24 protein-coding genes are annotated in these 25,877 nt (G+C 38.3%); 14 read left to right on the top strand and 10 right to left on the bottom strand.

All coding sequences use genetic code 11. The annotated features are described in order from the left end of the window. Positions 1–33: 33 nt before the first annotated feature. Positions 34–1,977 carry a glucosamine-6-phosphate deaminase gene (nagB, locus tag HMPREF1320_RS01430; RefSeq protein WP_009751462.1) on the top strand — a complete coding sequence of 648 codons (1,944 nt, stop codon included), beginning with the start codon at positions 34–36 and terminating at the stop codon, positions 1,975–1,977. A gap of 227 nt (positions 1,978–2,204) precedes the next feature. Here the strand turns inward: nagB and gltS are convergent, their stop codons facing one another. Then, on the bottom strand, positions 2,205–3,443 hold the full coding sequence (gene gltS, locus HMPREF1320_RS01425; RefSeq protein ID WP_009751443.1) for a sodium/glutamate symporter: 1,239 nt from the start codon (positions 3,441–3,443) through the stop codon (positions 2,205–2,207). 281 nt (positions 3,444–3,724) lie between these two features. On the opposite strand from gltS, the gene HMPREF1320_RS01420 reads away from it, so the two are divergent. The 5 genes from HMPREF1320_RS01420 (at position 3,725) to HMPREF1320_RS01400 (ending at position 11,073) form a co-directional block, all read left to right on the top strand. Continuing rightward, positions 3,725–4,687 carry a transketolase family protein gene (locus HMPREF1320_RS01420; RefSeq protein ID WP_034553797.1) on the top strand — a complete coding sequence of 321 codons (963 nt, stop codon included), beginning with the start codon at positions 3,725–3,727 and terminating at the stop codon, positions 4,685–4,687. Positions 4,688–4,742: 55 nt separating this feature from the next. After that, positions 4,743–5,597, top strand: a complete 855-nt coding sequence (locus HMPREF1320_RS01415) for a hypothetical protein (protein ID WP_009417194.1) — start codon at positions 4,743–4,745, stop codon at positions 5,595–5,597. A 330-nt stretch (positions 5,598–5,927) separates the two neighbouring features. After that, entirely contained in the window at positions 5,928–7,373 is a 1,446-nt protein-coding gene (locus tag HMPREF1320_RS01410; protein ID WP_009751454.1) for an SWIM zinc finger family protein, read from the top strand. A gap of 10 nt (positions 7,374–7,383) precedes the next feature. Further along, positions 7,384–9,207, top strand: coding sequence for a HEAT repeat domain-containing protein (locus HMPREF1320_RS01405; RefSeq protein WP_009751453.1), 1,824 nt, complete (start codon positions 7,384–7,386; stop codon positions 9,205–9,207). 372 nt (positions 9,208–9,579) lie between these two features. Further along, positions 9,580–11,073 (top strand): sulfatase, encoded by a 1,494-nt coding sequence (locus HMPREF1320_RS01400; protein WP_009751474.1) that lies wholly within the window; start codon positions 9,580–9,582, stop codon positions 11,071–11,073. On the opposite strand, the gene HMPREF1320_RS01395 is transcribed toward HMPREF1320_RS01400, so the two are convergent. The 7 genes from HMPREF1320_RS01395 to tig all read right to left on the bottom strand — a co-directional run bounded on the left by HMPREF1320_RS01395 (position 11,070) and on the right by tig (position 18,191). Further along, a complete protein-coding gene (locus HMPREF1320_RS01395) occupies positions 11,070–12,698 on the bottom strand; it encodes an AMP-binding protein (RefSeq protein WP_009751476.1) in 1,629 nt (542 codons plus the stop codon). The two genes, HMPREF1320_RS01400 and HMPREF1320_RS01395, sit on opposite strands and share 4 nt — an antisense overlap. A gap of 26 nt (positions 12,699–12,724) precedes the next feature. Next, positions 12,725–13,399 (bottom strand): tRNA (guanosine(37)-N1)-methyltransferase TrmD, encoded by a 675-nt coding sequence (gene trmD, locus HMPREF1320_RS01390; protein WP_009751450.1) that lies wholly within the window; start codon positions 13,397–13,399, stop codon positions 12,725–12,727. 4 nt (positions 13,400–13,403) lie between these two features. Next, a complete protein-coding gene (locus tag HMPREF1320_RS01385) occupies positions 13,404–14,042 on the bottom strand; it encodes a hypothetical protein (protein WP_009751432.1) in 639 nt (212 codons plus the stop codon). Between the two features lie 30 nt (positions 14,043–14,072). Next, a complete protein-coding gene (locus tag HMPREF1320_RS01380; protein ID WP_009751455.1) occupies positions 14,073–14,675 on the bottom strand; it encodes a thioredoxin family protein in 603 nt (200 codons plus the stop codon). A 63-nt stretch (positions 14,676–14,738) separates the two neighbouring features. Continuing rightward, positions 14,739–15,971, bottom strand: a complete 1,233-nt coding sequence (gene clpX / locus HMPREF1320_RS01375) for an ATP-dependent Clp protease ATP-binding subunit ClpX (RefSeq protein ID WP_002672217.1) — start codon at positions 15,969–15,971, stop codon at positions 14,739–14,741. Next, positions 15,971–16,630 (bottom strand): ATP-dependent Clp endopeptidase proteolytic subunit ClpP, encoded by a 660-nt coding sequence (clpP, locus tag HMPREF1320_RS01370; protein ID WP_009417196.1) that lies wholly within the window; start codon positions 16,628–16,630, stop codon positions 15,971–15,973. The genes clpX and clpP overlap by 1 nt, the downstream gene beginning before the upstream one ends. A 232-nt stretch (positions 16,631–16,862) precedes the next feature. Further along, positions 16,863–18,191, bottom strand: coding sequence for a trigger factor (gene tig, locus HMPREF1320_RS01365; protein ID WP_009751461.1), 1,329 nt, complete (start codon positions 18,189–18,191; stop codon positions 16,863–16,865). A gap of 800 nt (positions 18,192–18,991) precedes the next feature. Here tig and HMPREF1320_RS01360 point away from each other — a divergent pair. From HMPREF1320_RS01360 to HMPREF1320_RS01335, 6 genes are all read left to right on the top strand, one after another. Continuing rightward, complete coding sequence (locus HMPREF1320_RS01360) at positions 18,992–19,837, top strand: NADAR family protein (RefSeq protein WP_009751447.1); 846 nt, start codon at positions 18,992–18,994, stop codon at positions 19,835–19,837. 103 nt (positions 19,838–19,940) lie between these two features. Further along, a complete protein-coding gene (gene udk / locus HMPREF1320_RS01355; RefSeq protein WP_002672209.1) occupies positions 19,941–20,555 on the top strand; it encodes a uridine kinase in 615 nt (204 codons plus the stop codon). Next, entirely contained in the window at positions 20,555–20,863 is a 309-nt protein-coding gene (locus tag HMPREF1320_RS01350) for a septum formation initiator family protein (protein WP_002672207.1), read from the top strand. The genes udk and HMPREF1320_RS01350 overlap by 1 nt, the downstream gene beginning before the upstream one ends. A 32-nt stretch (positions 20,864–20,895) precedes the next feature. Then, positions 20,896–21,213 (top strand): DUF4298 domain-containing protein, encoded by a 318-nt coding sequence (locus tag HMPREF1320_RS01345; protein WP_009751472.1) that lies wholly within the window; start codon positions 20,896–20,898, stop codon positions 21,211–21,213. Positions 21,214–21,263: 50 nt separating this feature from the next. Continuing rightward, entirely contained in the window at positions 21,264–21,680 is a 417-nt protein-coding gene (locus HMPREF1320_RS01340) for a PaaI family thioesterase (protein ID WP_009750555.1), read from the top strand. Positions 21,681–21,697: 17 nt separating this feature from the next. After that, a complete protein-coding gene (locus HMPREF1320_RS01335) occupies positions 21,698–22,318 on the top strand; it encodes an L-threonylcarbamoyladenylate synthase (protein WP_009751442.1) in 621 nt (206 codons plus the stop codon). Between the two features lie 30 nt (positions 22,319–22,348). Here HMPREF1320_RS01335 and HMPREF1320_RS01330 read toward each other — a convergent pair whose 3' ends face one another. Then, entirely contained in the window at positions 22,349–22,633 is a 285-nt protein-coding gene (locus tag HMPREF1320_RS01330) for a winged helix-turn-helix domain-containing protein (protein WP_009751459.1), read from the bottom strand. Continuing rightward, on the bottom strand, positions 22,623–23,222 hold the full coding sequence (locus HMPREF1320_RS01325) for a hypothetical protein (protein ID WP_009751456.1): 600 nt from the start codon (positions 23,220–23,222) through the stop codon (positions 22,623–22,625). The genes HMPREF1320_RS01330 and HMPREF1320_RS01325 overlap by 11 nt, the downstream gene beginning before the upstream one ends. Before the next feature lie 272 nt (positions 23,223–23,494). On the opposite strand from HMPREF1320_RS01325, the gene ettA reads away from it, so the two are divergent. Together ettA and HMPREF1320_RS01315 are read left to right on the top strand one after the other, a co-directional pair. Next, positions 23,495–25,186, top strand: a complete 1,692-nt coding sequence (gene ettA / locus HMPREF1320_RS01320; protein ID WP_002672152.1) for an energy-dependent translational throttle protein EttA — start codon at positions 23,495–23,497, stop codon at positions 25,184–25,186. Between the two features lie 86 nt (positions 25,187–25,272). Further along, on the top strand, positions 25,273–25,851 hold the full coding sequence (locus HMPREF1320_RS01315) for a flavin reductase family protein (RefSeq protein ID WP_009412825.1): 579 nt from the start codon (positions 25,273–25,275) through the stop codon (positions 25,849–25,851). The last annotated feature ends 26 nt before the right edge of the window (positions 25,852–25,877 follow it).

Genomic DNA, 25,877 nt, shown 5'->3' with positions numbered 1-25,877 from the left:
AACTGAAATTATAATAATTATTCATTAACAAAAATGAGAACACATATCAGAAAAGAAGTTTCATCAATTGCTCATCAGCCTGCTGGCTCCGTTGAGGAAACTCGTTTCGAGAAAATCTACAACGTTGTTTTCTCGAACTCAGTAACCGCTTCAATTAGTGTCGCACACGAAATCGCCGACCTTATCAAAAAGAAACAAGCCGAAGGCAAAAAATGCATATTAGGCTTAGCTACTGGTTCTTCTCCAGTAAAAGTTTACGACGAACTCGTGCGTATGCACAAAGAAGAAGGTCTTAGCTTCAAAAACGTAATTACCTTCAACTTAGACGAGTATTATCCTATGGAAAAACAGGATATACAAAGTTATTGGTATTTTATGCACGAGCACCTCTTCAACCATATTGATATCCCTAAGGAAAATATCAATATCCCTGACGGAACAGTACCTCACGACGAATTAGAAGCTTATTGTGCTAATTACGACAAAAAAATAGAAGAATGTGGCGGACTTGATTTTCAACTACTCGGTATCGGTCGTACCGGTCACATCGGCTTCAACGAACCTGGTTCTAACCGCAATTCTGGTACCCGCATCATCACTCTCGACCACATCACCCGTTCCGATGCTGCCGAAACCTTCCACGGTATCGACAATGTGCCTCGTCAAGCCATTACAATGGGTATTCGCACAGTGTTAAAAGCACACCGCATCGTATTGCTCGCTTGGGGTAGCAGTAAAGCCTCTATCGTAGCCAAAGCCGTAGAAGGCGATATCACTGCCGAAGTACCTTCAAGTTACCTCCAACTTCACGAAAACACTACTTTTGTATTAGACGAAGAAGCTTCTGCCGATCTTACTCGTATCAAAACCCCTTGGCTCGTTACCGATGTACAATGGGACGAAGACCTCAAAGCTAAGGCTATCGTTTGGCTTTGCGAACATCTTAATAAAACAATCCTCAAACTTACCGATTCCGATTACAACGAGTACGGTATGTCCAAACTCTTGGCTGAATCAGGCCCCGCTTACGATTTGAACATCGCTATGTTCAACCGCTTGCAACACACCATTACCGGATGGCCAGGAGGTAAACCTAATGCCGATGATACAAACCGCCCTGAACGCGAACATCCTCACAAAAAACGTGTGATCATCTTCAGTCCTCACCCTGATGACGACGTGATTTCTATGGGAGGCACTTTCGACCGCTTAGTTTCTCAAGGTCACGAAGTACATATCGCTTACCAAACTTCTGGTAACTTTGCCGTGTCCGATCACGAAGCGCTTAAATTCGCCGAAGTATTCAAAGATATAGCCAAAGAAAACAAAACTGAAGTAGCTGTAATCAACGAGATTATTAGCAACATCACCAACAAAAAATCTAACGAAATCGATAGCTTGCTCGTACGCCAACTCAAAGGTAACATCCGTCGCCACGAATCATTGGCTGCTACACGCTACGAAGGTGTACCCGATAACCAAGTACACTTCCTCAACTTGCCTTTCTACGAAACAGGAGGTGTGAAAAAGAACCCTATAGGCGAAGCCGATATCAAAATCATTATGGATTTGATTGAAGAAGTAAAACCTCACCAAATCTATGCTGCTGGTGACCTCGCTGACCCTCACGGTACTCACAAAGTATGTCTTGATGCTATCTTTGCTGCTTTGAAGAATTTGAAACACAAAGATTATATGAAAGACTGCTGGGTATGGTTGTACCGCGGTGCTTGGCACGAATGGGACATCCACGAAATCGAAATGGCAGTACCTATGAGCCCAGCACAAGTACTCAAAAAACGTCAAGCTATCTTCTTCCACCAATCTCAAAAAGACGGTGCTATGTTCCAAGGAGACGACTTGCGCGAATTCTGGCAACGCGCCGAAGCTCGTAACAGCGAAACCGCTCGTCGTTATCGCAATTTAGGCTTTGCTGACTATGCCGCTATCGAGGCTTTCAAACGTTACTTCTTCTAAGAATTTGATAGGTTTTTATAGAAGTAACTTTTCTAAAAAGTTTTAAAAGATTGTTATCAATCTAAAAAATAATGAGGCTATCCGACAGATAGCCTCATTTTATTTGGTGTTTTATCACGAATATTGTCCGTTATTTCAGAATCTAATACTTTTTTTGTCTTTGTTCGTTTATCCTATAAACTTTTTATAAGCTAACCCTATTTTTACCATTAATCATCCGACTATTATCATTGCAACAAACTAATAAATGTAGTTAAAATAAAAGCATTGATGAAGTCGATAAAGAAAGCCCCTACCATTGGCACTATCAGGAAGGCTTTGTGTGAAGGTCCAAAACGCTCGGTTACCGACTGCATATTGGCGACTGCCGTAGGGGTGGCACCCATACCAAAACCACAGTGTCCTGCTGAGAGTACAGCAGCATCGTAGTTGCTACCCATCAGGCGGAAGGTAACAAAATAGGCATAAGAGCACATCACAAAGGTTTGCACTGCCAAAATAATGAGCATCGGGAGGGCTAAATCAAGCAATTGCCACAGTTTGAGGTTTAAGAGGGCAATGCCTAAAAACAAACTCAGAGAAGCGTTGCCAAACACATCGATAGCGCGGTCGAACATATTTACACTAAAGCCTCTGGTAAGCACATTGCGCAAGAGTACCCCAAAAAACAATGCCCATACAAACTGAGGAATAGTGAATCTCTCTGGGAAAAAGGCAGTTACTGTGGGTGATACCATTATAGCTGAAAACGATAGGCAAGCGGCAAATAGTGCCATAGTTTCTATCGCTGATTTAGAAGTGATGAGGCGTTGTTTAATTGCATTTTCAAAAACTTCTACTACGTTATCGGCTACGGTGTCAGTACTTTGTTTTTCAGTAATAGGCTTTTTTCCTATATTGTTCACTAACTTGCGTGCTATGGGACCACCAATAAGTCCGCCGAGTACCAACCCGAAGGTAGCCGAAGCCATTCCCAGGTCAGTAGCTCCCTTTATACCGTAGTCGGTTTCTAATATTTTACCCCAAGCACCTGCCGTTCCGTGTCCGCCTGTAAGTGTGATAGAGCCCGTGATGAGTCCCATAATAGGGTTTTGCCCCAAAGCACTTGCTAAGCCCACCCCCACAGAGTTCTGTACTACAATAAAGAGGGCGACCACCCCTAGGAAAATAATCAGCCCTCTACCACCAGCTTTTAGTCGAGAGAAATCGGCACTCAAACCTATGGACGAAAAGAAGAATAACATAAAAGCATCTTGCAAGCTGTTATTGAACTCTAAGGAAATGCCTGTGGCAGTATACAGCAGATAGATAAATACTGCTGCTAACAATCCGCCCGCTACAGGTTCGGGTATATTGAAGTTTCTTAAAAATTTGATTTTATGCACTAATAGTCGCCCTACGAGCAACACTATCGTAGCGACAATCAGGGTGTAATAAGGGTCGATGATAATGGTTTTCATATCCATAATAAGCGAGATATAGATTTAATGAGGGGCTAAAAGTACAAAAGATTATTTTACTGAAGAAATAAATAAACAAAAAAAACTGTAAGTAATGAATGTTTACTATCTTTACTCTTAATTTAAAACGATAGCTTGTGATAGAACTAATTAGTTTTCTTCTTATGCTTATAGAGGCGTTTCTGCTTTTCATTTATTTTGTTTATGTAGAAATAGATAGTTTTGTTAGGAAGAAAAGATAAAAAGTATTACTTTTGTCGCTCAAAAAGAATAACACTCATTTACCGATGAAAAAATATATTGATACAGGAAAAAAAGACACCCGAAGTGGTTTCGGGGCAGGACTTGCTGAGTTAGGACGTAAGAACCCTAATGTAGTTGCTCTTTGTGCCGATTTGATTGGCTCATTGAAGATGGAAAAATTTATCGAGGAGAACCCTACACGCTTCTTTCAAATAGGTATTGCTGAGGCAAATATGATGGGTATTGCCGCTGGTCTTGCAATTGGGGGTAAAATACCTTTTACAGGCACCTTTGCAGCTTTCTCTACAGGGCGTGTGTATGACCAAATACGTCAATCGATAGCTTATTCAAATAAAAACGTAAAAATTTGTGCCTCTCACGCTGGGCTTACTCTCGGAGAAGATGGAGCTACCCATCAAATATTAGAAGATATTGGTTTGATGAAAATGCTTCCTAATATGGTAGTTATCAATCCTTGTGATTACAATCAAACGAAAGCTGCTACTATTGCCATTGCTGATTATGTAGGTCCTGTTTACCTGCGTTTCGGTCGTCCTACGGTAGCAAACTTTACTCCTGAAGACCAAACCTTTGAAATAGGAAAAGGTATTTTGTTAAACGAAGGGAAGGACGTTACTATTATCGCTACAGGGCATTTGGTATGGGAAGCTCTTTTGGCTTGTGAGGAATTGGAGCAAAAAGGTATTTCAGCAGAAGTTATCGATATTCATACTATTAAACCGTTAGACGAAGAGCTTATTCTTACTTCAGTAAAGAAAACTAAAGCAGTAGTAACTTGTGAAGAGCATAATTACTATGGTGGATTAGGTGAGAGCATAGCCCGTGTGCTTACACAGCGTTATCCTGTTCCACAGGAATTTGTGGCTGTAAACGACACCTTTGGTGAAAGTGGAACTCCCGCTCAGCTAATGCAAAAGTACGGTTTAGACAAAGAAGGTATCTTGAAAGCTGTTGAGAAGGTACTCAAAAGAAAAACTACCCATTAAGGGAAGATAAAAAACTACTAATTTATTTGGTAAAATAAATAAAAGCAAATTGTTTATGATAGATTATTTACAAACCAAGAATCCTTATTTTAATACCTCTGGACTTACTTCATCAGAGGCTAACTACGTATGTGAGCGTATTAAAGAACGGCTCAAACCTATTCAAGACCTTGTTAATACTATTGAAACTCATACTTCAAGTATTGATGGGGAACCTTTGGATAACTTTGAGAAGGTAGAAGATATCGGAGGTAAGCTCACTGAAATAGGATCGCTATATGCAATCTCAGCTTATTTGCGTACGGCAATTAAGGAGAAGGAAGCTCGATTAGATGTGCTAACAAAAAAGCTAACCAATATACAACTTGAAGCAGAAGCTGAAGTAAAACCAATTGACTATGAACACCTCAATCGGCTTAGAGAGGTTACCATAGAGGATTACCTCAAAACTTTATCACTTGAAGAAGTAGTACGATATAAGGAAGCTGAAGCTAAAGCTGCCCACATTGGGAAGTATATTCATAATTTTGATGAAGTACGAGCAAATCTCACAAAGAAAGAACTTATTACCTTAAAACAAGTAGGTGAGCAGGTATTTAAAGTAAAGAATGTACCCTTGTATGACCTCGCTGAGCTACAAGAACTGCAAGAACAGCTATTAGCTCAGCATCGCGAGGTTGAAAGTGAAGTAAACTTTTATAAGGCTCAGTTTCGTACGTTCCAGAATAACGCTCAATTGCAATATGAACAAGAACTTCAAAGGTTGCAACAAGAACGTCAGGAAAAGGTAACTGCTCTGGTAGTAGAAAGAACTGCCGATTTGATGAAAATAAAGGAAACGGTTGCAGGTTTTAGAATCGTAGTGCCTAACAGTTATAAAAGTACTATTGAGTACCTTTTAAAGAAATAGGGTTTGGTGCGGTGTAAAATAGTTGACCTATAACAGATTTACATCATACCAATTTAGAAAGCTACAAAACGGATTTTTCATTAGATAGCAAACACACTCATTGATATTTCGCTCTATACCCAAACAGTTTTTAATAAGGGGAATGTGTGTTACCCCACTGATGTTTATCACATCATAATTAAAACTTTGTTATAGTCTTTGCCTTTGTGGGTATAGAGGTCTTGAACTTAAACATTGCCATCGACTGCGTTCCGTTTTGTAGCTTTCACTTTTATAAAAGGATAATAAGTTGTTTATGTTCCTATAAAACCATATAATTCACAATACAATATGATAGAAGTAACACAACAAAAGATTGAAGAACTCGCTCCTAATGCCGAAGCAGCTAAAAAAGGGCGAGATTTACAAAAGAAAGGAAAATTTACTAATCTAAAAATCAATGCTGAAAAGAACCTTATATGGGGTGAATGTGCAGGAAGTGGTAAAAATCCTTATTATTGCTCAGCTGACTATATAGATAGCCATAACCCAGTGTTTCGCTGCAATTGCCCTAGCCGTCAGTTTCCTTGCAAACACGCTATTGGTTTATTGTATTGCTTTGAGGCAGATAAGAGTCAATTTAGTGAAGGTGAGGTGCCAGAAGATATTACTGCTAAGCGTGAAAAGATAGAGAAAAGACAGGAAAAGAAAACTCAAGAAAAAGAGTCTATCAAAGAGAAAGCTGAGAAACCTAAGAAGGTAAATAGAGCAGCTTTTGTTAAGAAAGTAGACACTCAGCTTATAGGTATTGATACAGCTCAGAAACTTTTGCGCGATATAGTCAGTACAGGACTTTCTTCAATAGATGCTAAATTACGCACCACTCTTAGAACTCAAATAAAAGAATTGGGCAACTACTATATAGGCGGTATACAAACGGCTTTCAATAACCTGCTTTTGTCACTTGAAGAAGTAGAAGAGGAAGAATATACAGAGGTAGTAAATAACTTAAATTATCTTTCAGCTTTACTGAAAAAAGCCTCTGAATATCTAAAAGCCCGCAAAGAAAATCCAGAAGGATTGCCTGAACTATCCTCAGCTATTGAAGAGCAAATAGGCTATGTATGGAAGTTAGTAGAGCTAATGCAATATGGACTTTATGAGGAAAATGCAAGCCTTGTACAGCTTTCGTTTAATAGTTATGACAATGAAGCGCGCAAAGAATATGTAGACGAAGGATTATGGCTAAACCTAACCACAGGCAAGATATTCAAGACGATGAATTATCGTCCTTACAAGGCAGCAAAGTACATCAAGGAAGAGAACACTATGTTTGGTGTTTTACAACTGAAAGACCTATATATTTACCCCGGCGATACCAATCCTCGTATTCGTTGGGAAGCTGACAGTATAACAGAACACCCTCTACAAAAAACAGACCTTACTACCATTAAGCAATGGGCATCGACTCAGTTTGCTGATACTATCAAGAGTGTAAAGAACACTATAAAAAATCCACTGATGGACAAGCATCCGGTAGTACTTTTGGCACTGCATAAAGCTTATAGAGTAGGGGAGGATTTGGTTGTAGAAGATGCCAATGGTTTTGCTATCACCTTGAAAGATATAAGAGAAGGGGCTGTATCGCCAACGGGCAATCTGAAAGCTTTTTTGCCCTCCAACGCCGAAGGGCTCACCCTCACAGCAATGATGCATAATGATGTAGTCAGCGGACTTTTGTCTGCTCAGCCAATGTCGCTTATTACCCCTGATAAAATTATTCGTTTATTATATTAGCATATTAGATATGAAACCTTTATACGATTTACAACAAGAACTTAATCGTCTGTTTATAGCAGGAAGTAAGTTTGCTAAAAATGACCCTCGCTTACAGAAGTACATTCCTGTACTGAAGAAATTGGGAGAAAAGGCTCCGGTATTTAATAAATTAGCCCAAGAAGTAGAAGCATTGCTACAAGTTGAAAGCCAGCAATCTGCCGAAAAGCTATTAAATGTTTCCACTTTGCTCTATTCGGTGCTCTATACACAAGGTGTTACTATACAAGCAGAAGCTACAAAAGTCCTACAAGAACCTAATGTATCTATAGCCGATGTGAATACAACCTATTCGTATTTACAACTGAAACCTGTATTGCAAGCTCTTACCCAGAGTAACTCAGGACGTTTAGAAGTACTTAAAGACGCTTTTGAACGTGGTATATTTAAAGATTCTCGTACCTTTGGTTATTTGAGCTATGCCTTGGCTGATAAGTATACTGAACTCGCCGATTATGTACTCCAAACTATTATTCCCACTTGTGGTCAAGCAATGATTCCCTTTCTTCTCTCTGATTTTTGCTTGGAAGACAAAACAGAAAATGTACGCCGTTTGCGATTATTATACCAGCTAAAGTATGCCCGGATGGATAGCCTAACGGATAAGATATTCGGTGAGAGTTTACCTAACCTACAAGCTGAAGCCATTAGCATAATAGCTGAGAGGAAAGATACACAAACAGAAGACTTTATTATGAGTCTTACAAGTGACAAGAATAAGTTGGTACGGGAGGCTTCCTATAAGGCATTAGCAATATTGGGCACACAACGTAGCATCGATAAGTTACTTGCTCTTTATGAAACTAATAAAGCAAAAGGAAATGCAAAAGCTTTGGCTGAAGCTATTTCTTTATTAGCAATACCTTCACATTATCAACCTTTTCTTAAAAAGGTATACGAGCAATTTAACACACTACTTTCAATAGAAAAAACAGATAACAATGTAGCAACTAATGCTTTTGAACGTTTTGCTATTGATTTGGATATTTTGGAGAATAAGGATTGTAATGAAGTATATGAGTTCTTATCTGAATTACTACAATCTCAGAAATTTAATACTCTTCGCAGAAGTTTATTTAAGAATACTTATGACCCCATACCTATGAAAATATTGGGTATTCTCAATAGCTTTGAAGCTGATAAGGTAGTGGCATTCTATGATAAGCATAAGCAATATCTCACTTTTAACAGTGGTTATAATGATTTGTGGATAAACTTTTTTTGGAGAGCTTTCAATAATGAAAATTTTAGTAAGGAACAACTATTTGAAACATTTAGCACTACACTTGGAAAATCACTTGCAACAGGAAGTATGTTAGAAGCATTTAGTGGAACTAATGGCTATTATACTTATACAGTTCGTAAATGTTCAGAGGTGAGAGTAGATAGAATAGACCCTCGTTGGATACCTGTGTTTTATTCATTTCTCCGTAGTCTTAAAAAGCTCCATAACAATTATGCATTAAATACTTTTATTATACTCGATGCCTTAGAAAAAGATGGAAAATCATTAGATGAATGGCTTTTGAAAGCACTCTCAGAAACTTTTTCAGAAGACACCATATGGTTGTACCACCTTATTTTAAAACGAAACTTACCCAATAAGTATGAGCTTGTTTATCACTCATTAGAAAAAATAAAGGCTGGAAATGCTTATTATTTTCTGTATAACCTTTCTGACACAGATTTTTGGAAGCAGTTTCCTAAGGAATACGCACAGAAGTTCACACTTTTGGCTGAGAAGAATAAGTTAAAGATATTTAAAGAAATAGCAGAAGAGATAGAAAGAGGATAACAAAAAGGGTTTGACGAAAGCACAAATGAATGGTTAATGATTAATGGTTAGTGATTAGTAGTGAATTAGGAAGATTTTTATACAAAGCTTATAGGATAGACGGTGCGAGTTACACGGTCAGTCGTAGCACGACAGGCATATAATGAAAAGACGAACAAAAGACGAACAAAAGACGAACAAAAGACGAACAAAAGACGAACAAAAGACGAACAAAAGACGGTGCGAGCCGCACGGGCAGACGAACAAATGACGAAGAATAAATATATCTAAGATCAACTTAGACTCTATCTAAGATGAAATTTAGTTATTATTTTAGTTACATATAATTTTGTTTAATTGAAAAGTTGTATCTTTGCTGAAACTTTAAATGAAATGAGAACACTCTTTTTACTTGCTTCAACACTCTTTTTTCTCACAGTTGAAGCACAACGCCCTAATATAGTAGTTTTTATAGTAGACGATATGGGATGGGAAGACACTTCTTTGCCTTTTTGGAGTGAACGTGTTCCTAATAACGATATTTATCACACGCCTAATATGGAGCGATTGGCTTCGCGAGGGGTGCAGCTTACGCAAGGTTATGCGGCGTCAATTTGTTCGCCCAGCAGAGTGAGTTTGCTTACCGGTAGCAATGCGGCGCGCCATCGTGTTACTAACTGGACGTTGCACTACAATACCCCTACCGATGTGGAAGATACTGTACTCACACCACCCGATTGGAATGTGAATGGTATTTCACCCATACCTAATGTACCTCACGCTTATTATGCTAAAACGCTTCCTCAGTTATTAAAAGAAGCTGGTTACTACACTATTTGCATAGGGAAAGCACACTTTGGGGCAACTCAAACCTTAGGGGCTAATCCGTTGAATTTAGGATTTGAGAAGAATATTGCAGGACACGCGGGAGGAGGACCTGCAAGCTATTCAGGGCTTACTAATTTTGGTAATCGTACTGATGGACAACCTTCGTCGGCTTTTGCGATTCCTGACCTCGAAAAATATTGGGGAAAAGATATTTCGGTAACTGAAGCACTTACGTTAGAAGCACTTGAAACATTAGATAACCGACCTAAAGACCGTCCGTTTTTTCTCTACCTCTCACATTATGCAGTGCATATTCCTATTGAGGAAGATAAGCGTTTCAGTGCTAAATATCAGCATTTAAATCCTATTGAAGCCCGTTATGCCTCGATGATAGAAGCTATGGACAAGAGTTTGGGCGATGTGTTGGATTACCTCAAAGCACATCAGTTAGAAAATGATACTTTTATTTTGTTTCTATCGGACAACGGAGGGCTGAGTGCCGTAGGTCGTGGTGGGAAACCTAATACACATAATTATCCGCTACAAGCAGGTAAAGGCTCGGCTTATGAAGGAGGTGTGCGTATTCCTATGATAGCTTCTTGGCAAGGGCAACTACCCACAAATAAGCGTACGGAGCAACCTGTGATTATAGAAGATGTATTTCCGACGCTTTTGGAAGTGGCGAAGATAAGAGACTATAAAGTACCTCAAAAGGTAGATGGGAAAAGTTTTTTGGCGACCTTAAAAGGTAAAAGAGTAGGAGAGGAGCACCGTTGCTTTTATTGGCATTGTCCTAACAATTGGTATACAGTAGAAGGCTATGGTTATGGAGCTTCGAGTGCTATAAGGCAAGGCGATTGGAAATTAGTATATATGCACAAAACAGGTGAAAAACAGTTGTTCAATATTAAAGAAGATATAAGCGAAGCTCATAACTTAATTAAGCAGTACCCTCGTAAGACAAAGCAACTCACAAAAAAAATGCGCCATTACCTCAAAGAAGTAAAGGCGCAGATGCCTATGAATAAAGAGACAGGGAAAATAGTTCCCTTACCTTAATCTTCGTCCTCTAAACCGAGTTCTCTCGCTGATATTTCACGCATTTCTACCTTGCGTATTTTACCCGAGATAGTCATCGGGAACTCTTCTACAAATTTCCAATAACGAGGCACTTTATAATGAGCAATACGCCCTTTGCAGAAGTCGTGGAGTTCTTCTTCAGTGAGGGTAACCCCTTCTTTAGGTTTAATCCAAGCCATAACTTCTTCGCCGTATTTTTTGCTAGGGACACCAATTACTTGCGCGTCCATTACTCCTTTATAGGTATAGAGGAAGTCTTCTATTTCTTTAGGAGAGATATTCTCACCTCCGCGAATAATTAAATCTTTAATGCGACCTGAGATATGAATATAGCCATCATCGTCCATCATAGCCAAATCGCCAGAGTGCATCCAGCGTTGTTCGTCTATCACCTGCTGTGTAGCCTGCGGACTGTTCCAATACTTCAACATTACTGAATAGCCACGGGTACATAGCTCACCGTTCTCACCTCGTTTCACGATGGCTTTGGTCTCAGGATTGATAATCTTAATCTCTAAGTGGTCGTGAATAGTTCCTACCGAGTGGATTTGTTTCTCGAAAGGTGCTCCTATTTTAGTTTGTGTAGAGACGGGTGAAGTTTCTGTCATACCGTAGCAAATGGTTATTTCGTGCATATTCATTTGCTCCTTCACACGTTTCATAATTTCAGGAGGACACAAAGCACCTGCCATTACCCCTGTACGCAAACTTGATAAATCATAAGGCTGTTTGTCTAATACATACAGTTCTGAGATGAACATCGTAGGCACACCATAAAGCGAAGTACATTTTTCTTTCTCTACAGCTTCGAGTGTTTTAGTAGCATCGAAACTGTCATTAGGGATTACCATAGTAGCACCGTGTGTTGTGCAGGCGATATTGCCGATTACCATTCCGAAACAGTGGTAAAAAGGTACAGGAATGCACACTCTATCTTTTTCGGTATAATTCATTCGGATACCGATAAAATAACCGTTGTTGAGGATATTGTGGTGAGAAAGTGTAACACCTTTGGGGTTGCCCGTAGTTCCTGAAGTATATTGTATATTTACGGGATCATCAAACTGCACTCTCTCTTCAAAAGAAAGTAGTTTCTCGTCGGTAACTTTTTCACCGTGTGCTAAAAAATATTCCCAACTCTCTCCCCAATACACTTCTTTACGCAAAGATTCAGTAAACTCACGCGCATCGTCTATCATTTTTTTATAATTACTACTTTTAAACTGAGGGGCAGCAAAGATGTATGATATCCCTGATTGATTGATTACATAAATCAACTCACTGGTACGATAAGCAGGATTGATATTCACCATTATCGCTCCTATTTTGGCTGTGGCATACTGCAAGAGCGTCCACTCATAGCAATTAGGCGACCAAATACCTACTCTATCGCCTTGTTTCACACCTAAGGCAATAAGCCCTTTTGCTACCGTTGTTATTTGCTTATAAAACTCGGTATAAGTAACTCGGTAGTCCTGGTGCACAGATATAAGCGCTTCCTTATTAGGGTATTTTTCTACTGTTTTACGAAGGTTCTGGTCGATAGTTTCCCCTATAAGAGAGATATTGGAAGCTCCATAGGTGTAAGCTAAGTTTTTATTCATAAGGATTATTTTAAGTTATTCTTTTGTTATTTCAGTAAGTCAGGTCGTTTGGCTTTGGTATGCTCATAAGCTATATTTTCCCGCCATTGTTCTATTTTGGGGGTATTGCCACTGGTAAGGATTTCGGGTACTTCCCAACCCTTGTAGTTAGCAGGACGTGTATAGACTGGTGGAGCCAACAAATTATCCTGAAACGAATCGGTAAGGGCTGAAGTTTCATCGGAGAGGACACCAGGGATGAGGCGAATAATTGCATCGCAGAGCACTGCTGCACCTAATTCTCCACCTGAAAGCACATAGTCACCTATGGATATTTCTTTGGTGATAAAGTGGTCGCGTACGCGTTGGTCTACCCCTTTAAAGTGCCCACACAAGATGATAAGATTTTTAGCCAATGACAGTTGGTTAGCCATCTTTTGTTGCAGTGTATCGCCATCAGGGGTGAGGAATATCACCTCGTCATAATCTCTTTCAGCTTTGAGAGCTGAAATACACTTATCGATAGGCTCTATCATCAGCACCATACCTGCCCCTCCTCCAAACTGATAGTCATCTACTTGGCGGTAGGCATTATTGGCATAATCGTGCAGGTTGTGAAAATGTACTTCTACTAATTTTTTATCAATCGCACGCTTTATAATGGAGTAGCCAAAAGGACTCTCCATTAGTTCAGGAACAACTGATATAATATCAATACGCATCAGTCTAACGATGTTTGTTTATTTCGTCTTGCAACTGGCGACGCACTTTCTGTTCACGTTCAATAGCTGCTTTGCGATAGCTCTCGTATTCCTCTTGTAATTCTGATAATTGATGAAGAGACTTTCTTGTAACGATATTTCCGTTAGAGTATTTGTAAATATATAGCACTAATAGAACTCCTAAAGCAATAATAATTCCCCACATAATGGTATTGTATAAGCCTTTGGATAACAAAGCTCCAAAGAGATTCATACTATCTTTCTCATTGCGGGTCTGGTCTAAGGTAGTTTGTAAAGAGGCTATATTATCATTTAGTGTCTTAATAGTTTCTTCGTGAGTTTTTACTGTTTCCTTTTCAGCCGCGAGGCGTGATTTTATATTATTCACGCTGTCTGCCATACTGCGTTGAAAGCTGGCAAGCTTAACTTTGTCAAACATTTTGTAGTTTTGCCAAGACCCTGCTCTGTCTATCATACGTTGGAACTGTTCGGGTAGGCTGGTAGGCTTTGGTTCTTCAGGTTGTACTTCCACAGTAGTTGAAGCAGTTTTCTGTGAACTAAATGAAGTTGTTGTCGCATCTTGTGCTTTAATTGATACACCAGAAAAGGCACTAAGTGCCATCATTATTATTAGTTTTTTCATATAACTTATATTTTAAATTAATAATTGAGGTTACAGTGTTTTCATTATCTTCGTAAAATCGTCTACAATGGTGGCTCCTTTGTCCTGGTTGTACCATTTTTGTAGTTCTTCTTTGAATTCAGGGGTGAGTTTACCATTCTTAGCCTTCTCTTCTTCTACCATTTTAGTAGCTACTGACGGACGAGAGCCCCAATGTGCTAACACCTTATCTTCTAAGTCTAAAAACACTACTACAGGAATGGCTTTGCCTCCATTGGTAAGAAAAAGATTCATCAGCTCTTCATTCTCATCTCTAAAAACAAGTTTCATAGTGATTTTAGGGTTGAGGGTCGCTATTTTATGTACTACGGGTACAATTTGAGCCGCATCAGCACACCAACTTTCGGTAATCACTAATAAACAAACACTCTTAGGGTAGTTTACAAAGAATTGAGCCTTATCTTCAGGTATTTCTATGGTCTTATCTAAGCGTTTGTAGCGTTTTTGGTTTAAAGCAGTATAATATATGCGTTCTTCGGTTTGTTCTTCTCCGCTCGATTTCCCTTCTGTTGCATACTTGTCTATCAGATTGCGATAGGTCTCGTAAGAGACAGCTTTTAGGAGGCTATTGCGAATGATTTGTGTTGTATCCATATTCAATTAATTAACAATTAAAAGGTAAGGCACGAGCTACAAGCTCGCACCTGCTTTTATAATTTAAGAAGCTATTTGCAAAGCTGATTTGTTCAGTTTTTCCTCAGCGTATTCTTTGGTTATTGTCAGTTCTTTTACGCCTGAATTAGGAAGCTCAAACATCGCATCAGTGAGTATATTCTCGCATAGTGAACGCAAACCACGTGCGCCGAGTTTATACTCTAAGGCTTTCTCAACGATAAAGTCGAGTGCTTCTTCTGTTATATCAAATTTAATGCCATCCATCTCAAAGAGTTTTTTATACTGTTTGATGATAGCGTTCTTAGGTTCGGTAAGAATCATACGCAAAGTGTGTTTATCTAATGGATTCATATAGGTAAGCACCGGCAAACGACCTATAATCTCGGGTATCAAACCGAAGTCTTTTAGGTCTTTGGGTATGATGTATTGCACCAAGTTTTTCCTATCTACTTGTGTATTTTTAGACGAATTGTAACCCACCGCTTGCATATTCAGGCGTTTAGAAATAACACGCTCGATGCCGTCAAAAGCTCCTCCGGCAATAAACAAGATGTGTTCGGTGTTTACTTCTATATACTTCTGATCGGGGTGCTTGCGTCCTCCCTTGGGAGGTACGTTCACCACAGAGCCTTCGAGGAGTTTTAGCAGTGCTTGCTGTACCCCTTCGCCCGATACGTCACGAGTGATAGAGGGATTGTCGCTCTTGCGAGCAATCTTGTCGATTTCGTCTATGAACACGATGCCTCTTTCAGCTTTTTCCACATCATAGTCAGCAGCTTGTAACAGGCGTGAGAGAATACTCTCTACATCTTCACCTACATAGCCTGCCTCAGTGAGTACTGTAGCGTCTACAATGGCAATAGGCACATTTAGCATCTTAGCAATGGTGCGTGCTACTAAGGTTTTACCTGTACCCGTTTCGCCTACCATTATCACGTTACTCTTTTGTATTTCCACTTCATCGTCAGCATCGGGTTGTTGCAAACGCTTGTAGTGATTGTATACCGCCACCGAGAGTATTTTTTTAGTAAAATCCTGACCTATTACATACTGGTCGAGGAATTTTTTAATCTCTTGTGGGGTTTTCAGGGTCATATCACCCGATACTACAGGCTTCCCTTTTTGAGCTTTAGTACCGAATGCCTCTTCTATAATGATATTAGCTTGTTCAACGCAATAGTTGCATATATTACCAGCCATACCGCGAATTAGCATCTCGGTTTCGGGTTCTGCACGACCGCAGAATGAACAATATTCTACTTCTTTTTTAGCCATTATTTTCTTTCTAACACTTCGTCTATCATACCATACTCTTTAGCTTCGCGTGCTATCATCCAGTAGTCGCGTTCTGAGTCTTTATACACTTTAGCAAAAGGTTGCTTAGAGTGCTTGGCAATGATTTCGTAGAGTTCGTTTTTGAGTTTCAACATTTCTTTTAGATTTATTTCCATATCGCTGGCTACCCCTTGTGCACCTCCCGAAGGTTGGTGAATCATTACACGAGAGTGTGGCAATGCCGAGCGTTTGCCCTCAGTCCCAGCACATAGCAATACGGCAGCCATCGAAGCAGCAATGCCAGTGCAGATAGTAGCCACATCAGGTTTTATAAACTGCATCGTATCGTAAATACCTAAGCCGGCATACACGCTACCCCCTGGCGAATTGATATAGATTTGAATATCTTTAGCACTATCTACACTTTCCAAGAAAAGCAATTGCGCAGTTACAATATTCGCTACTTGGTCATTTATATCGGTGCCCAAGAAAATGATTCTATCCATCATCAAGCGCGAAAATACATCCATTTGGGCTACATTCAGCTGGCGTTCTTCCATAATGTAAGGAGTCATACTGCCGATAATCTTATCGTAGTAAAGACTATTTACACCGTGTTGTTTAGTAGCATATTTTCTAAATTCGTCTGATAAATTCACTTTTTTAATGATTAATTGTTAATAATTAAAGGTTATCTTTTTAGGAAGTATGGTTAGATAATGATTAACAGACTTCTACAAAATATCAAACTTTGTCTAAGTGTAACTGTTTTTACCTTTTATCTCTTACCTTTTACCTAAAAAGGGTAGTCCAAAATTGCCAAAGTAAGATACAGAAAAGGTATTTATCATTAGCAATTTTGGACTGGTTTTTTATGTTTTTTGTGAAGTTCTATTCAGGGAAAGCTAACTTTACAAATTCATCGAAAGTAACTTTCTTTACATCAGTATTTACATTTTCTTTGTAAAACTCAATGAGTTTCTTAAATACTAATTGTTGCTGAATGCGTTGTACTTCTTCTCGGTTTTGCAATACACGGTCTACAATGCCGTCTACATAACTATCGTCATCGGTAGGCATACCGTATTGAGATAACTGTGCTTTGATATAAGTGCGCGCAAAGTCTTTTAACTCTTCAAATTTAGGGTGCAAGTTATTATCTTCCATTACCTTGCCTTCGATAAGCTGATAACGCAATCCTTTTTCTGAATGCTCGTATTCTTTTTCCGCTTCTTCCTCAGTAAGTTCTTTTTCACCAGCGGTGCGCAACCATTTTTTAAGAAAAGCAACAGGGAGGTCAAACTGAGTATTGTCTACCAAATAATCGGTAACGGTGTTTAAGAAATGCTGGTCGGCTTGCTCATTGTATTGTTGTTGAGCACCTTCTCTTATCTTGTTGCGCAATTGCTCTTCGGTGGTAACAGAACCATCAGGGAAGAGTTTATTAAACAATTCTTGGTTTAAAGCAGCTTTTTCGCGTTCATTCACTTCTTCCAGGGTAAAAGTAACTTCTACATCTAAGTGATGAGCTTCGTCGTGCGATACTTTTAGGTAGTGCATTAAGCTGTGTGCATCTTTGAACAACCCTTTGGTTTGCAACTGAAATTGGTCACCTATCTTTTTGCCTACAAATTCTTTGCGCACAGCATTGCTGAGTTCTTCTAAGGTGAAAGTAGCTTGAGAGTCAATACCTTTTTCCTCGTTAAAGAAAGTACCAGTCACTTCAAGACTGTCATCATCTATTACTTCGCCTTTGGCAACGAGTTTACCAAATTGTTTCTGAATGCGTTCTATTTGTTTGTCGATTTGGTCATCAGTAACGGTAATTTCGTAGCGAACGATTCCTTTTTTAGGTTGCAAGTTTACTTCGATAGCAGGAGCTAAGCCTATTTCAAACTCAAAAGTAAAGTCATCGGCATCTAAGTCGATGTCTTTTTTCTCTTTGGGGAGTGGGTTACCTAAAATATTGAGTTTTTCATCGCCTATGTATTTGTATAACGAGTCTTGTAACACTCGGTTGATTTCGTCAAACTTCACAGCTTTGCCATACTGTCTTTTAATCATACCAGCAGGTACGTGACCCTTTCTAAATCCAGGAATAGAAGCAGTTTTTCTGTAATCGTTTAGTACTTTCTCTACTTTATCGGCGTAGTCGTTTTTTTCAATAGCTATCTTAATGACAGCATTCAAAGCATCTACTTGCTCTCTGTTTATATTCATTTTTTAAAAAATATTAATCCAAATTTTTCAGTTTGCAAAAGTAGTACATTTTTTTTATATAGCAAAACTTTATGCTAATTCTTATATTTTAAAAGCATCAATTTTACTTTTTTCTTCACACTAAATTTTTAATCATTCTCATCTCACAATGTTTTTTGTGTCGCTACATTCCTCAAAGAGGAAGTTTGCACCAGCTCAGTATGTGAATAGGGAGAGGTTTCTTTTTCCTTATCTTCATTCATTGTTCGTCATTCGTTCATTTGCCCGTGCGGCTCGCACCATCATTTGTTCGTTCATTGTTCATTTGCCCGTGTGGCTCGCACCGTCATTTGTTCGTTCATTGTTCATTTGCCCGTGCGGCTCGCACCGTCATTTGTTCGTCATTTGTTCGTCATTTGTTCGTCATTTGTTCGTCATTTGTTCGTCTTTTGTTCGTCTTTTGTTCGTCTTTTGTTCGTTAATTGTTTATCTACTCTTGTAGCTCGCACCGTCTTTTGTTTTCCTTAGGCTTGATTCAGTTTCGCTCTATCTTCAAATAAGTTTTGTCTTTCAGACTGATAGTCTTTACCAATTTTTTTTTAAGGCTTGTCCCCCTTCGGGGGTTCGGGGGCTTTTCACTAGTCTTTTCATTATCTGCCCGTGTGGCTCGCACCGTCTTTTTATTACCCGTACATAGTGCTATGATTGCCTGTCGTGCTACGACTGCTCATACGACTCGCACTGTGGTATTAACAGCGCATTTGCTAATTATCCAATTATTTACTATCTTTGTCCCATTGTTAATGATTAATTATTCAATTATGGATTATATGACTCCGCAGTGGATTAAATATCCTGAACTTTCTGAATTTACGATGGGCTGGCGTATGGGCTATGGCGAAGAGTACCGTTACCATTTTTGGGATTGGTACGACACGCTTACATCTAAACAGCAACAAGAGTATCAAAAGCTTTTTCCTTATCCTGTTTTTTGGCATCACAACAATTGGAAAATGATTAATAATGACGGTAAATTATCTCAAGATATTGTTGATAATGAAGAGGATTATTACTTTGGAAGTATTTCCTTTTGGCTACCTAAGGGAATGTGTAAATATTCCAAAGAAACTTTTATCAATTCATCTAAAAAGCTCAAGTTCCTTTTCTTTTGGAAACCGAATGCTGATGTGGTGGATGAGTCTTGCTTTTCGCAATGGCAACCTTCGTCTTTTAGGGTAAATGCTAATAAATATTTATGCGCTGAACAGTATATGATGGCTGAAAAAGCTCGTTTGTTTGACGATGAAGAAGTAGAAAAGGAAATAATGAACACCACTGACCCTAAGCTGATAAAGGCTTTAGGCAGAAAGGTACGCAATTTCGACCCTGCCGTATGGGATAAGGTGAAATACAGTATTGTACTTAATGGCAATTACTATAAATTTACCCAAAACCAAGCAATGATGGATTTTCTTTTATCTACGGGTGATAAGATATTAGTAGAAGCCAGTCCGTTAGACACCATTTGGGGCATTGGTTTAGGTAAAGATAACGAAAAAGCGTTCAACATCGCTTCGTGGCGTGGTAAGAATCTCTTGGGGTTTGCCCTAATGGAAGTACGAGATGAACTGCGCAAACTTTATAAGAACGCACACTTGTTGCTATAGTATGTAAAGACCAATCACTAAAAGAACTTCTCATTGACGATTTTTAAGTTTTACTTTGTCAATTGAGTAGTATTTTATACTTTTGCCCCAAAATACATCAAAGATGCTTATCATAGGAATTACAGGAGGAACAGGTTGTGGTAAAACAACTGTTGTTAATCAAATTATTAAAGAACTCTCAGGTGAGGAAGTTACCGTTATTTCACAAGATTCTTACTATAAAGATTTGAGTTATCTTAGCTTTTCTGACCGCACCAAAATCAATTTTGATCATCCCAACTCTATCGATTTTGATTTGCTTAAAGAACATTTATTAGCATTAAGAGAAGGAAAAGATATTCAAAGTCCTACTTATTCATTTGTAGAACACAACCGTACTAACGAAACCATTTTAGTTAAACCTACCAAAGTAGTAATTGTAGAAGGTATTCTTATCTTTGCACACCCCGATATCCGTGAGCTTTTTGATATTAAAATATTTGTACACGCCGATTCTGATGAACGACTTATACGTCGTATCAAACGCGATACAACCGAGAGAGGTCGTGATGTGAATGAAGTACTCAATCGCTATCAAACCACCTTAAAACCTATGCATTTAGAGTTTATTGAACCTGCTAAAGAATTCGCCGATATCATTATTCCTAATAATAAGCGCAATAAAGTAGCTATTGATATCATTAAAACAATAGTGCATAACCGTATATTTCAAAAATAATGAAAAAGTTACTTGAATATCTATCTTTATTGAAGGGCTATAAACTATATCTCGCCATATTATTCTTTTTTATAATATGGATGACTTTCTTTGATGCTAATTCTATATTAACTCACCACGAACTCAATAAAGAAAGAGAAAAACTCAATAAGCAAAAACAGTTCCTTAAAAGGGAGATTGAAAAAGATAAAAAAGAACTTCAATCTCTTTACACCGAAGAAGGTAAAGAGAAGTTAGGACGTGAAATATACTATCTCAAACACGACGACGAAGAAGTGTTTATCATCGAATACGATAGCATTAATTAAAACAATAAACTAACTTTTTTTTTGAATTAGCTATGAACAAACGATATGAGAATATTAGCAAGATGAACGACATTCTTGCTAAATTAGAAAATACTCTTGCCAAAGCTCAAGAAGTATTGGAAGAATGGAAAGCAATCCAACCTGAGTATGACCAGTTGGTAGCTTATTACGACAGTAAACAGTGGCGCCAAGACTATTTTGATAGCAACGATGGTAAAATACCTGACGAAGTACCGCAATGGGTACTCACACAAGATGCTATTTTTGATGCTATTGGCACTCAGTTTTATTTAGCTGATGAATATCGCACTTTATTGGATAAAATTAAAGCAAAAGAAATGAATCCTTAGGAAATCAACGCTTATACTTTTGTAAACTCTTAAAGTTTTTACCAAATCATATGAATAAAGAAACCTTGAGACAACTGTGGGAAACACTACCTCCTAATAATTTAATGCGTGATTGGCAAATGGAAATTGCTGAAATTACTGAAAGTACTATTACTCTTAGTATGCCAGTTACCGAACGTGTTACTCAGATAGACGGGGTTCTTCACGGGGGGGCTACACTTGCGCTGGCAGAAACAGCAGGGAGTTTAGGAGCTTATTTGCTTTATCGAGAAGAAGGAGAGCAGATACGAGGTATAGAACTAAGTGCTAATCACGTGCGAGCAGGTAGGGTAGGAGATACACTCTATGCTAAGGCAATATGTGTGAATGCAGGTAGAACGCTCCAGTTATGGGAAATAAAAGTAACAAATCAAGACGAAAAGCTTATCTCTTACTGCAAATTTACCACTATACGAATTAATTACTAACTGTTAATCATTGAAAAATGGCTGAGTTTATAAAACTATATAATGAAAATCCCAATGAAAAAGATATAAGTAGGGTAGTAGAAGTCCTTCGCCGTGGAGGATTGATTATTTATCCTACCGACACAGTTTACGGATTGGGCTGTGATATAACTAACACTAAAGCTCTTGAAAAGATTGCACGTATCAAAGGAGTAAAGCTCGAAAAAGCAAACTTCTCTTTTGTATGTTCTGATTTAAAGAACCTATCAGATTACGTAAAACAAATAGATACAAGTACTTTTAAGTTGTTGAAACGTACTTTACCTGGTCCTTATACTTTCATTATGCAAGGTAATAATAATTTGCCTAAAGATTTTAAGAAGAAAAAAACAGTGGGTATTCGTGTCCCCAATAATTTAATAGCTCGTACAATTGTAGAGAAATTAGGGAACCCTATTGTATCTACCTCTATTTATGATGAAGATGATGTGATAGAATATACCACCGATCCAGAACTTATTTTCGAGAAATGGCAAAACAAAGTAGATTTGGTGATTGACGGCGGTTATGGCGATAATGTAGCTTCCACAGTTATAGACCTTTCAGGAGATACTCCAAAAGTATTGCGTGAAGGCAAAGGAGACATATCGATTATTTAATATTAGCCGTTAGTGGTTAGAAACTAACGACTAACGGCTAATATAGCTTTTTAGTGCCTCTACATATCGCTCAAAAGCTAAAAGACCTTCTTTGGTGAGCTGAACTTCGGTATTGGGGTAGTTGTCTTTAAAAGATTTTTTGACAGTGATATAACCAGCAGTCTCTAACTTCTGGATTTGCACCGAAATATTACCAGAAGTAGCCTTAGTAACTTCTTTAATACGAGCAAAATCAGCCTTTTCTTCTGAAACCAATAGAGAGACGATAGCCAAACGAAGCTGTGAGTGCAAAATAGGGTCTAAATCAGCGAACATTACTTCTCTTTTTATATTTGTTATGAAATTGAATACCAGGCACTAAGAACAATAAGGCTGCTAATACTACGCATAGCAAAGGCAAATAGATTTCATAACTAAAAGGCACAAATATACCTGCATAAATTAACAACAAAGCTACTAACGATGTTGCTATCCAGAGTTTCATTTTCATTTGTAATGCCATTGCTAAAGCTACAAAAGCAAAAGGCAGATAAATGACCAAAATAGCTATTTGAAATTTTCCAAAAGGGCTCAAAGGTACTAAAAAAGCAAAAATTGCATTAATACCTGCAACTGCCCATATCCAATCTAACCAATCGACGTAGTTTTTTTGTGTAGCAACTTTCTTTTCTTTGTATTTGATAATGAAGTTCACCACAAAGCCAAGAGGCATTAATATCAACCATACAAATCCTGATTGTTTGGGATAATAGTTGGTGATAAGCATCGCAAACTGCAGTACACCTGCAAGCATAATAAGCACACTCCAAAAGATGAGGAAGAAACCGTTCTCTTCGTACTTTTGTTTTCGTTGATTGATGACAGACTGAATGATTTTCAAGCTGTCGGATACTTGTAAGTCCATAATGTTAAAATGTTTAATGTTATAAATTCGCTGCAAATATAAGTTAGTTTATAATATAAACAAAATTTTTAGCAATTATTTTTATAGCATAAGGTATATTTTTTTATTATAAACTTGTAATTCAATTAATTATAGGAGTTTAATTTTACAGTTTATAAGTGCGTGCGAGCCAAAATTTGTTTACTTGGTATTGTTTTTATATTTTTGCACTTGTAATAATGAGAATCTTTAATGATTTCATTTACTATTCATTTTTTATTTTTCACTAAACTATGGCAGACGATAAAAAGATAATCTTTTCAATGAATAAGGTAAGCAAAACCTATTCATCTACTAATAAACAGGTACTCAAAGATATTTACCTAAGCTTCTTCTATGGAGCCAAAATCGGTATTTTAGGGCTTAATGGCTCTGGTAAATCCTCTCTGCTAAAAATTATTGCAGGAATAGATAAAAACTATCAAGGAGAAGTAGTATTTGCTCCTAATTATACCGTAGGCTATCTCGAACAAGAACCTCATCTTGATGATGATAAAACTGTTATTGAAGTAGTACGCGAAGGAGTAGCCGAAACAGTAAAACTCTTAGAGGAATTCAATCATATCAACGACCTTTTTGGGCTTGAGGAAAACTATTCTGACCCCGATAAGATGCAAAAGCTGATGGATAAGCAAGCCGAGTTACAAGATAAGATAGATGCCTTAAATGCTTGGGAACTCGACAATCAGTTAGAAGTAGCGATGGAAGCCCTCCGTACCCCTGAGCCCGATACGCCTATCAAAGTGCTTTCGGGAGGAGAACGCCGTAGGGTGGCACTCTGCCGTCTACTCTTGCAACAACCCGATGTTTTGTTACTCGACGAGCCAACTAACCATCTCGATGCAGAATCGGTATTGTGGTTAGAACAGCATCTGCAACAGTATGCAGGTACAGTCATAGCCGTTACTCACGACCGTTATTTTTTAGACAATGTAGCGGGTTGGATATTAGAGCTCGATCGTGGAGAAGGTATTCCTTGGAAGGGTAATTACTCTTCTTGGCTCGACCAAAAAGCTAAACGTTTAGCTCAAGAACAGAAAACTGAAAACAAACGTCAGAAAGTATTGGAGCGTGAGCTTGAATGGGTACGTCAAGGAGCTAAAGGGCGTCAAGCCAAACAAAAAGCACGTTTGCAGAATTATGACCGTCTGCTCAATGAAGACCAAAAACAATTAGAAGAAAAGTTGGAAATATATATTCCCAACGGACCTCGTTTAGGAACTAATGTAATAGAAGCACGTCACGTAGCCAAAGCTTTTGGTGATAAACTACTCTATGATGATTTAAACTTTGTGCTTCCTCAAGCAGGAATAGTAGGAGTGATAGGTCCTAATGGAGCAGGTAAATCTACTATCTTCCGTATGATAATGGGTGAGGAACAGCCCGATAGTGGTGAGTTTCTGGTAGGTGACACGGTGAAGATAGCTTATGTAGATCAAACTCACAAACAGATAGACCCCGAGAAGTCTATATGGGAGAATTTCTCTGGTGGACAAGACCTCATTATGATGGGGGGTAGACAAGTGAACTCTCGTGCTTATCTCAGTAGATTTAACTTTGGTGGTAGCGAACAAAATAAAAAAGTAGCTACTCTTTCAGGCGGAGAACGCAACCGTTTACACTTGGCAATGACTCTTAAAGAAGAGGGTAACGTATTACTGTTAGACGAGCCTACCAACGATTTAGACGTAAATACTCTTCGCGCCTTAGAAGAAGGTTTAGAGAACTTTGCAGGTTGTGCAGTAGTAATTTCACACGACCGTTGGTTTTTAGACCGTATTTGTACTCATATCTTAGCTTTTGAAGGTGACTCACAAGTGTATTTCTTTGAAGGTAGCTTTTCAGAGTATGAAGAGAATAAGAAAAAACGACTTGGCAAAGAAGTAACACCTACTCGTATTAAGTATAAGAAATTAGTACGGTAAGAATAATAAATATGAAAACTTTTTGATAAATATTTATTGTTTTTCCAATTGGATTTTGTACTTTTGTGCCAAAATAAAAAAATAGTATGAAGTCTTTTTTACCAACTATGTTTTATTACGGGTTTCCTGTAGTACTTCTTACTACTACCGATAAAGATGGAAACGCCGATGTAACGCCTATTTCAAGCACCTTTACTTTAGGTGCGAATGCTGTGATAGCGCTTGTAAAACTAAACAAGGCTTATCATAATGTGATGGAAGTGCCCGAGGTAGTTTTTAACCTCCCTACGGCAGCTATGTGGGAAAAAGTAGAGGCTATTGCCCCTTATACCGCTCAAAACCCTGTACCTCCTCAAAAAATGGGTAAATACACTTATACTGACGACAAGTTTAGTATTGGTGGATTTACTCAATTACCTTCAGAAAAAGTACGCCCTCCGCGTATTGCCGAATGTCCTATTCAGGCAGAAGCTAAAGTGAAAAACGTGAATGACCGCGATGCTTATGTACTTGTAGAATTGGAATTTGTGCAAGTACACGCTGAAGACCATTTGGTAATGGAAGGTAATAAAATCAATCCATTAGAGTGGGAACCACTTATCTATAACTTTAAACATTATTACGGATTGGGAGAACACAAAGGTTTGAATTTCAGTATTAAGTAATGGCTTATCTAAGATAAGAAAAAAGA

Origin of the sequence: Capnocytophaga sp. oral taxon 335 str. F0486 (genome assembly GCF_000277665.1) — a bacterium.
In the GTDB taxonomy this organism is placed as follows: domain Bacteria; phylum Bacteroidota; class Bacteroidia; order Flavobacteriales; family Flavobacteriaceae; genus Capnocytophaga; species Capnocytophaga ochracea.
This window is presented reverse-complemented; position numbering and strand designations above follow the sequence as displayed.

Bases quoted from the DNA above. Each gene is read 5' to 3' on its own strand.
- nagB (WP_009751462.1), top strand. From the start codon at position 34: ATGAGAACACATATCAGAAAAGAAGTTTCATCAATTGCTCATCAGCCT.
- gltS (WP_009751443.1), bottom strand. From the start codon at position 3,443: ATGGATATGAAAACCATTATCATCGACCCTTATTACACCCTGATTGTC.
- HMPREF1320_RS01420 (WP_034553797.1), top strand. From the start codon at position 3,725: ATGAAAAAATATATTGATACAGGAAAAAAAGACACCCGAAGTGGTTTC.
- HMPREF1320_RS01415 (WP_009417194.1), top strand. From the start codon at position 4,743: ATGATAGATTATTTACAAACCAAGAATCCTTATTTTAATACCTCTGGA.
- HMPREF1320_RS01410 (WP_009751454.1), top strand. From the start codon at position 5,928: ATGATAGAAGTAACACAACAAAAGATTGAAGAACTCGCTCCTAATGCC.
- HMPREF1320_RS01405 (WP_009751453.1), top strand. From the start codon at position 7,384: ATGAAACCTTTATACGATTTACAACAAGAACTTAATCGTCTGTTTATA.
- HMPREF1320_RS01400 (WP_009751474.1), top strand. From the start codon at position 9,580: ATGAGAACACTCTTTTTACTTGCTTCAACACTCTTTTTTCTCACAGTT.
- HMPREF1320_RS01395 (WP_009751476.1), bottom strand. From the start codon at position 12,698: ATGAATAAAAACTTAGCTTACACCTATGGAGCTTCCAATATCTCTCTT.
- trmD (WP_009751450.1), bottom strand. From the start codon at position 13,399: ATGCGTATTGATATTATATCAGTTGTTCCTGAACTAATGGAGAGTCCT.
- HMPREF1320_RS01385 (WP_009751432.1), bottom strand. From the start codon at position 14,042: ATGAAAAAACTAATAATAATGATGGCACTTAGTGCCTTTTCTGGTGTA.
- HMPREF1320_RS01380 (WP_009751455.1), bottom strand. From the start codon at position 14,675: ATGGATACAACACAAATCATTCGCAATAGCCTCCTAAAAGCTGTCTCT.
- clpX (WP_002672217.1), bottom strand. From the start codon at position 15,971: ATGGCTAAAAAAGAAGTAGAATATTGTTCATTCTGCGGTCGTGCAGAA.
- tig (WP_009751461.1), bottom strand. From the start codon at position 18,191: ATGAATATAAACAGAGAGCAAGTAGATGCTTTGAATGCTGTCATTAAG.
- HMPREF1320_RS01360 (WP_009751447.1), top strand. From the start codon at position 18,992: ATGGATTATATGACTCCGCAGTGGATTAAATATCCTGAACTTTCTGAA.
- udk (WP_002672209.1), top strand. From the start codon at position 19,941: ATGCTTATCATAGGAATTACAGGAGGAACAGGTTGTGGTAAAACAACT.
- HMPREF1320_RS01350 (WP_002672207.1), top strand. From the start codon at position 20,555: ATGAAAAAGTTACTTGAATATCTATCTTTATTGAAGGGCTATAAACTA.
- HMPREF1320_RS01345 (WP_009751472.1), top strand. From the start codon at position 20,896: ATGAACAAACGATATGAGAATATTAGCAAGATGAACGACATTCTTGCT.
- HMPREF1320_RS01340 (WP_009750555.1), top strand. From the start codon at position 21,264: ATGAATAAAGAAACCTTGAGACAACTGTGGGAAACACTACCTCCTAAT.
- HMPREF1320_RS01335 (WP_009751442.1), top strand. From the start codon at position 21,698: ATGGCTGAGTTTATAAAACTATATAATGAAAATCCCAATGAAAAAGAT.
- HMPREF1320_RS01330 (WP_009751459.1), bottom strand. From the start codon at position 22,633: ATGTTCGCTGATTTAGACCCTATTTTGCACTCACAGCTTCGTTTGGCT.
- HMPREF1320_RS01325 (WP_009751456.1), bottom strand. From the start codon at position 23,222: ATGGACTTACAAGTATCCGACAGCTTGAAAATCATTCAGTCTGTCATC.
- ettA (WP_002672152.1), top strand. From the start codon at position 23,495: ATGGCAGACGATAAAAAGATAATCTTTTCAATGAATAAGGTAAGCAAA.
- HMPREF1320_RS01315 (WP_009412825.1), top strand. From the start codon at position 25,273: ATGAAGTCTTTTTTACCAACTATGTTTTATTACGGGTTTCCTGTAGTA.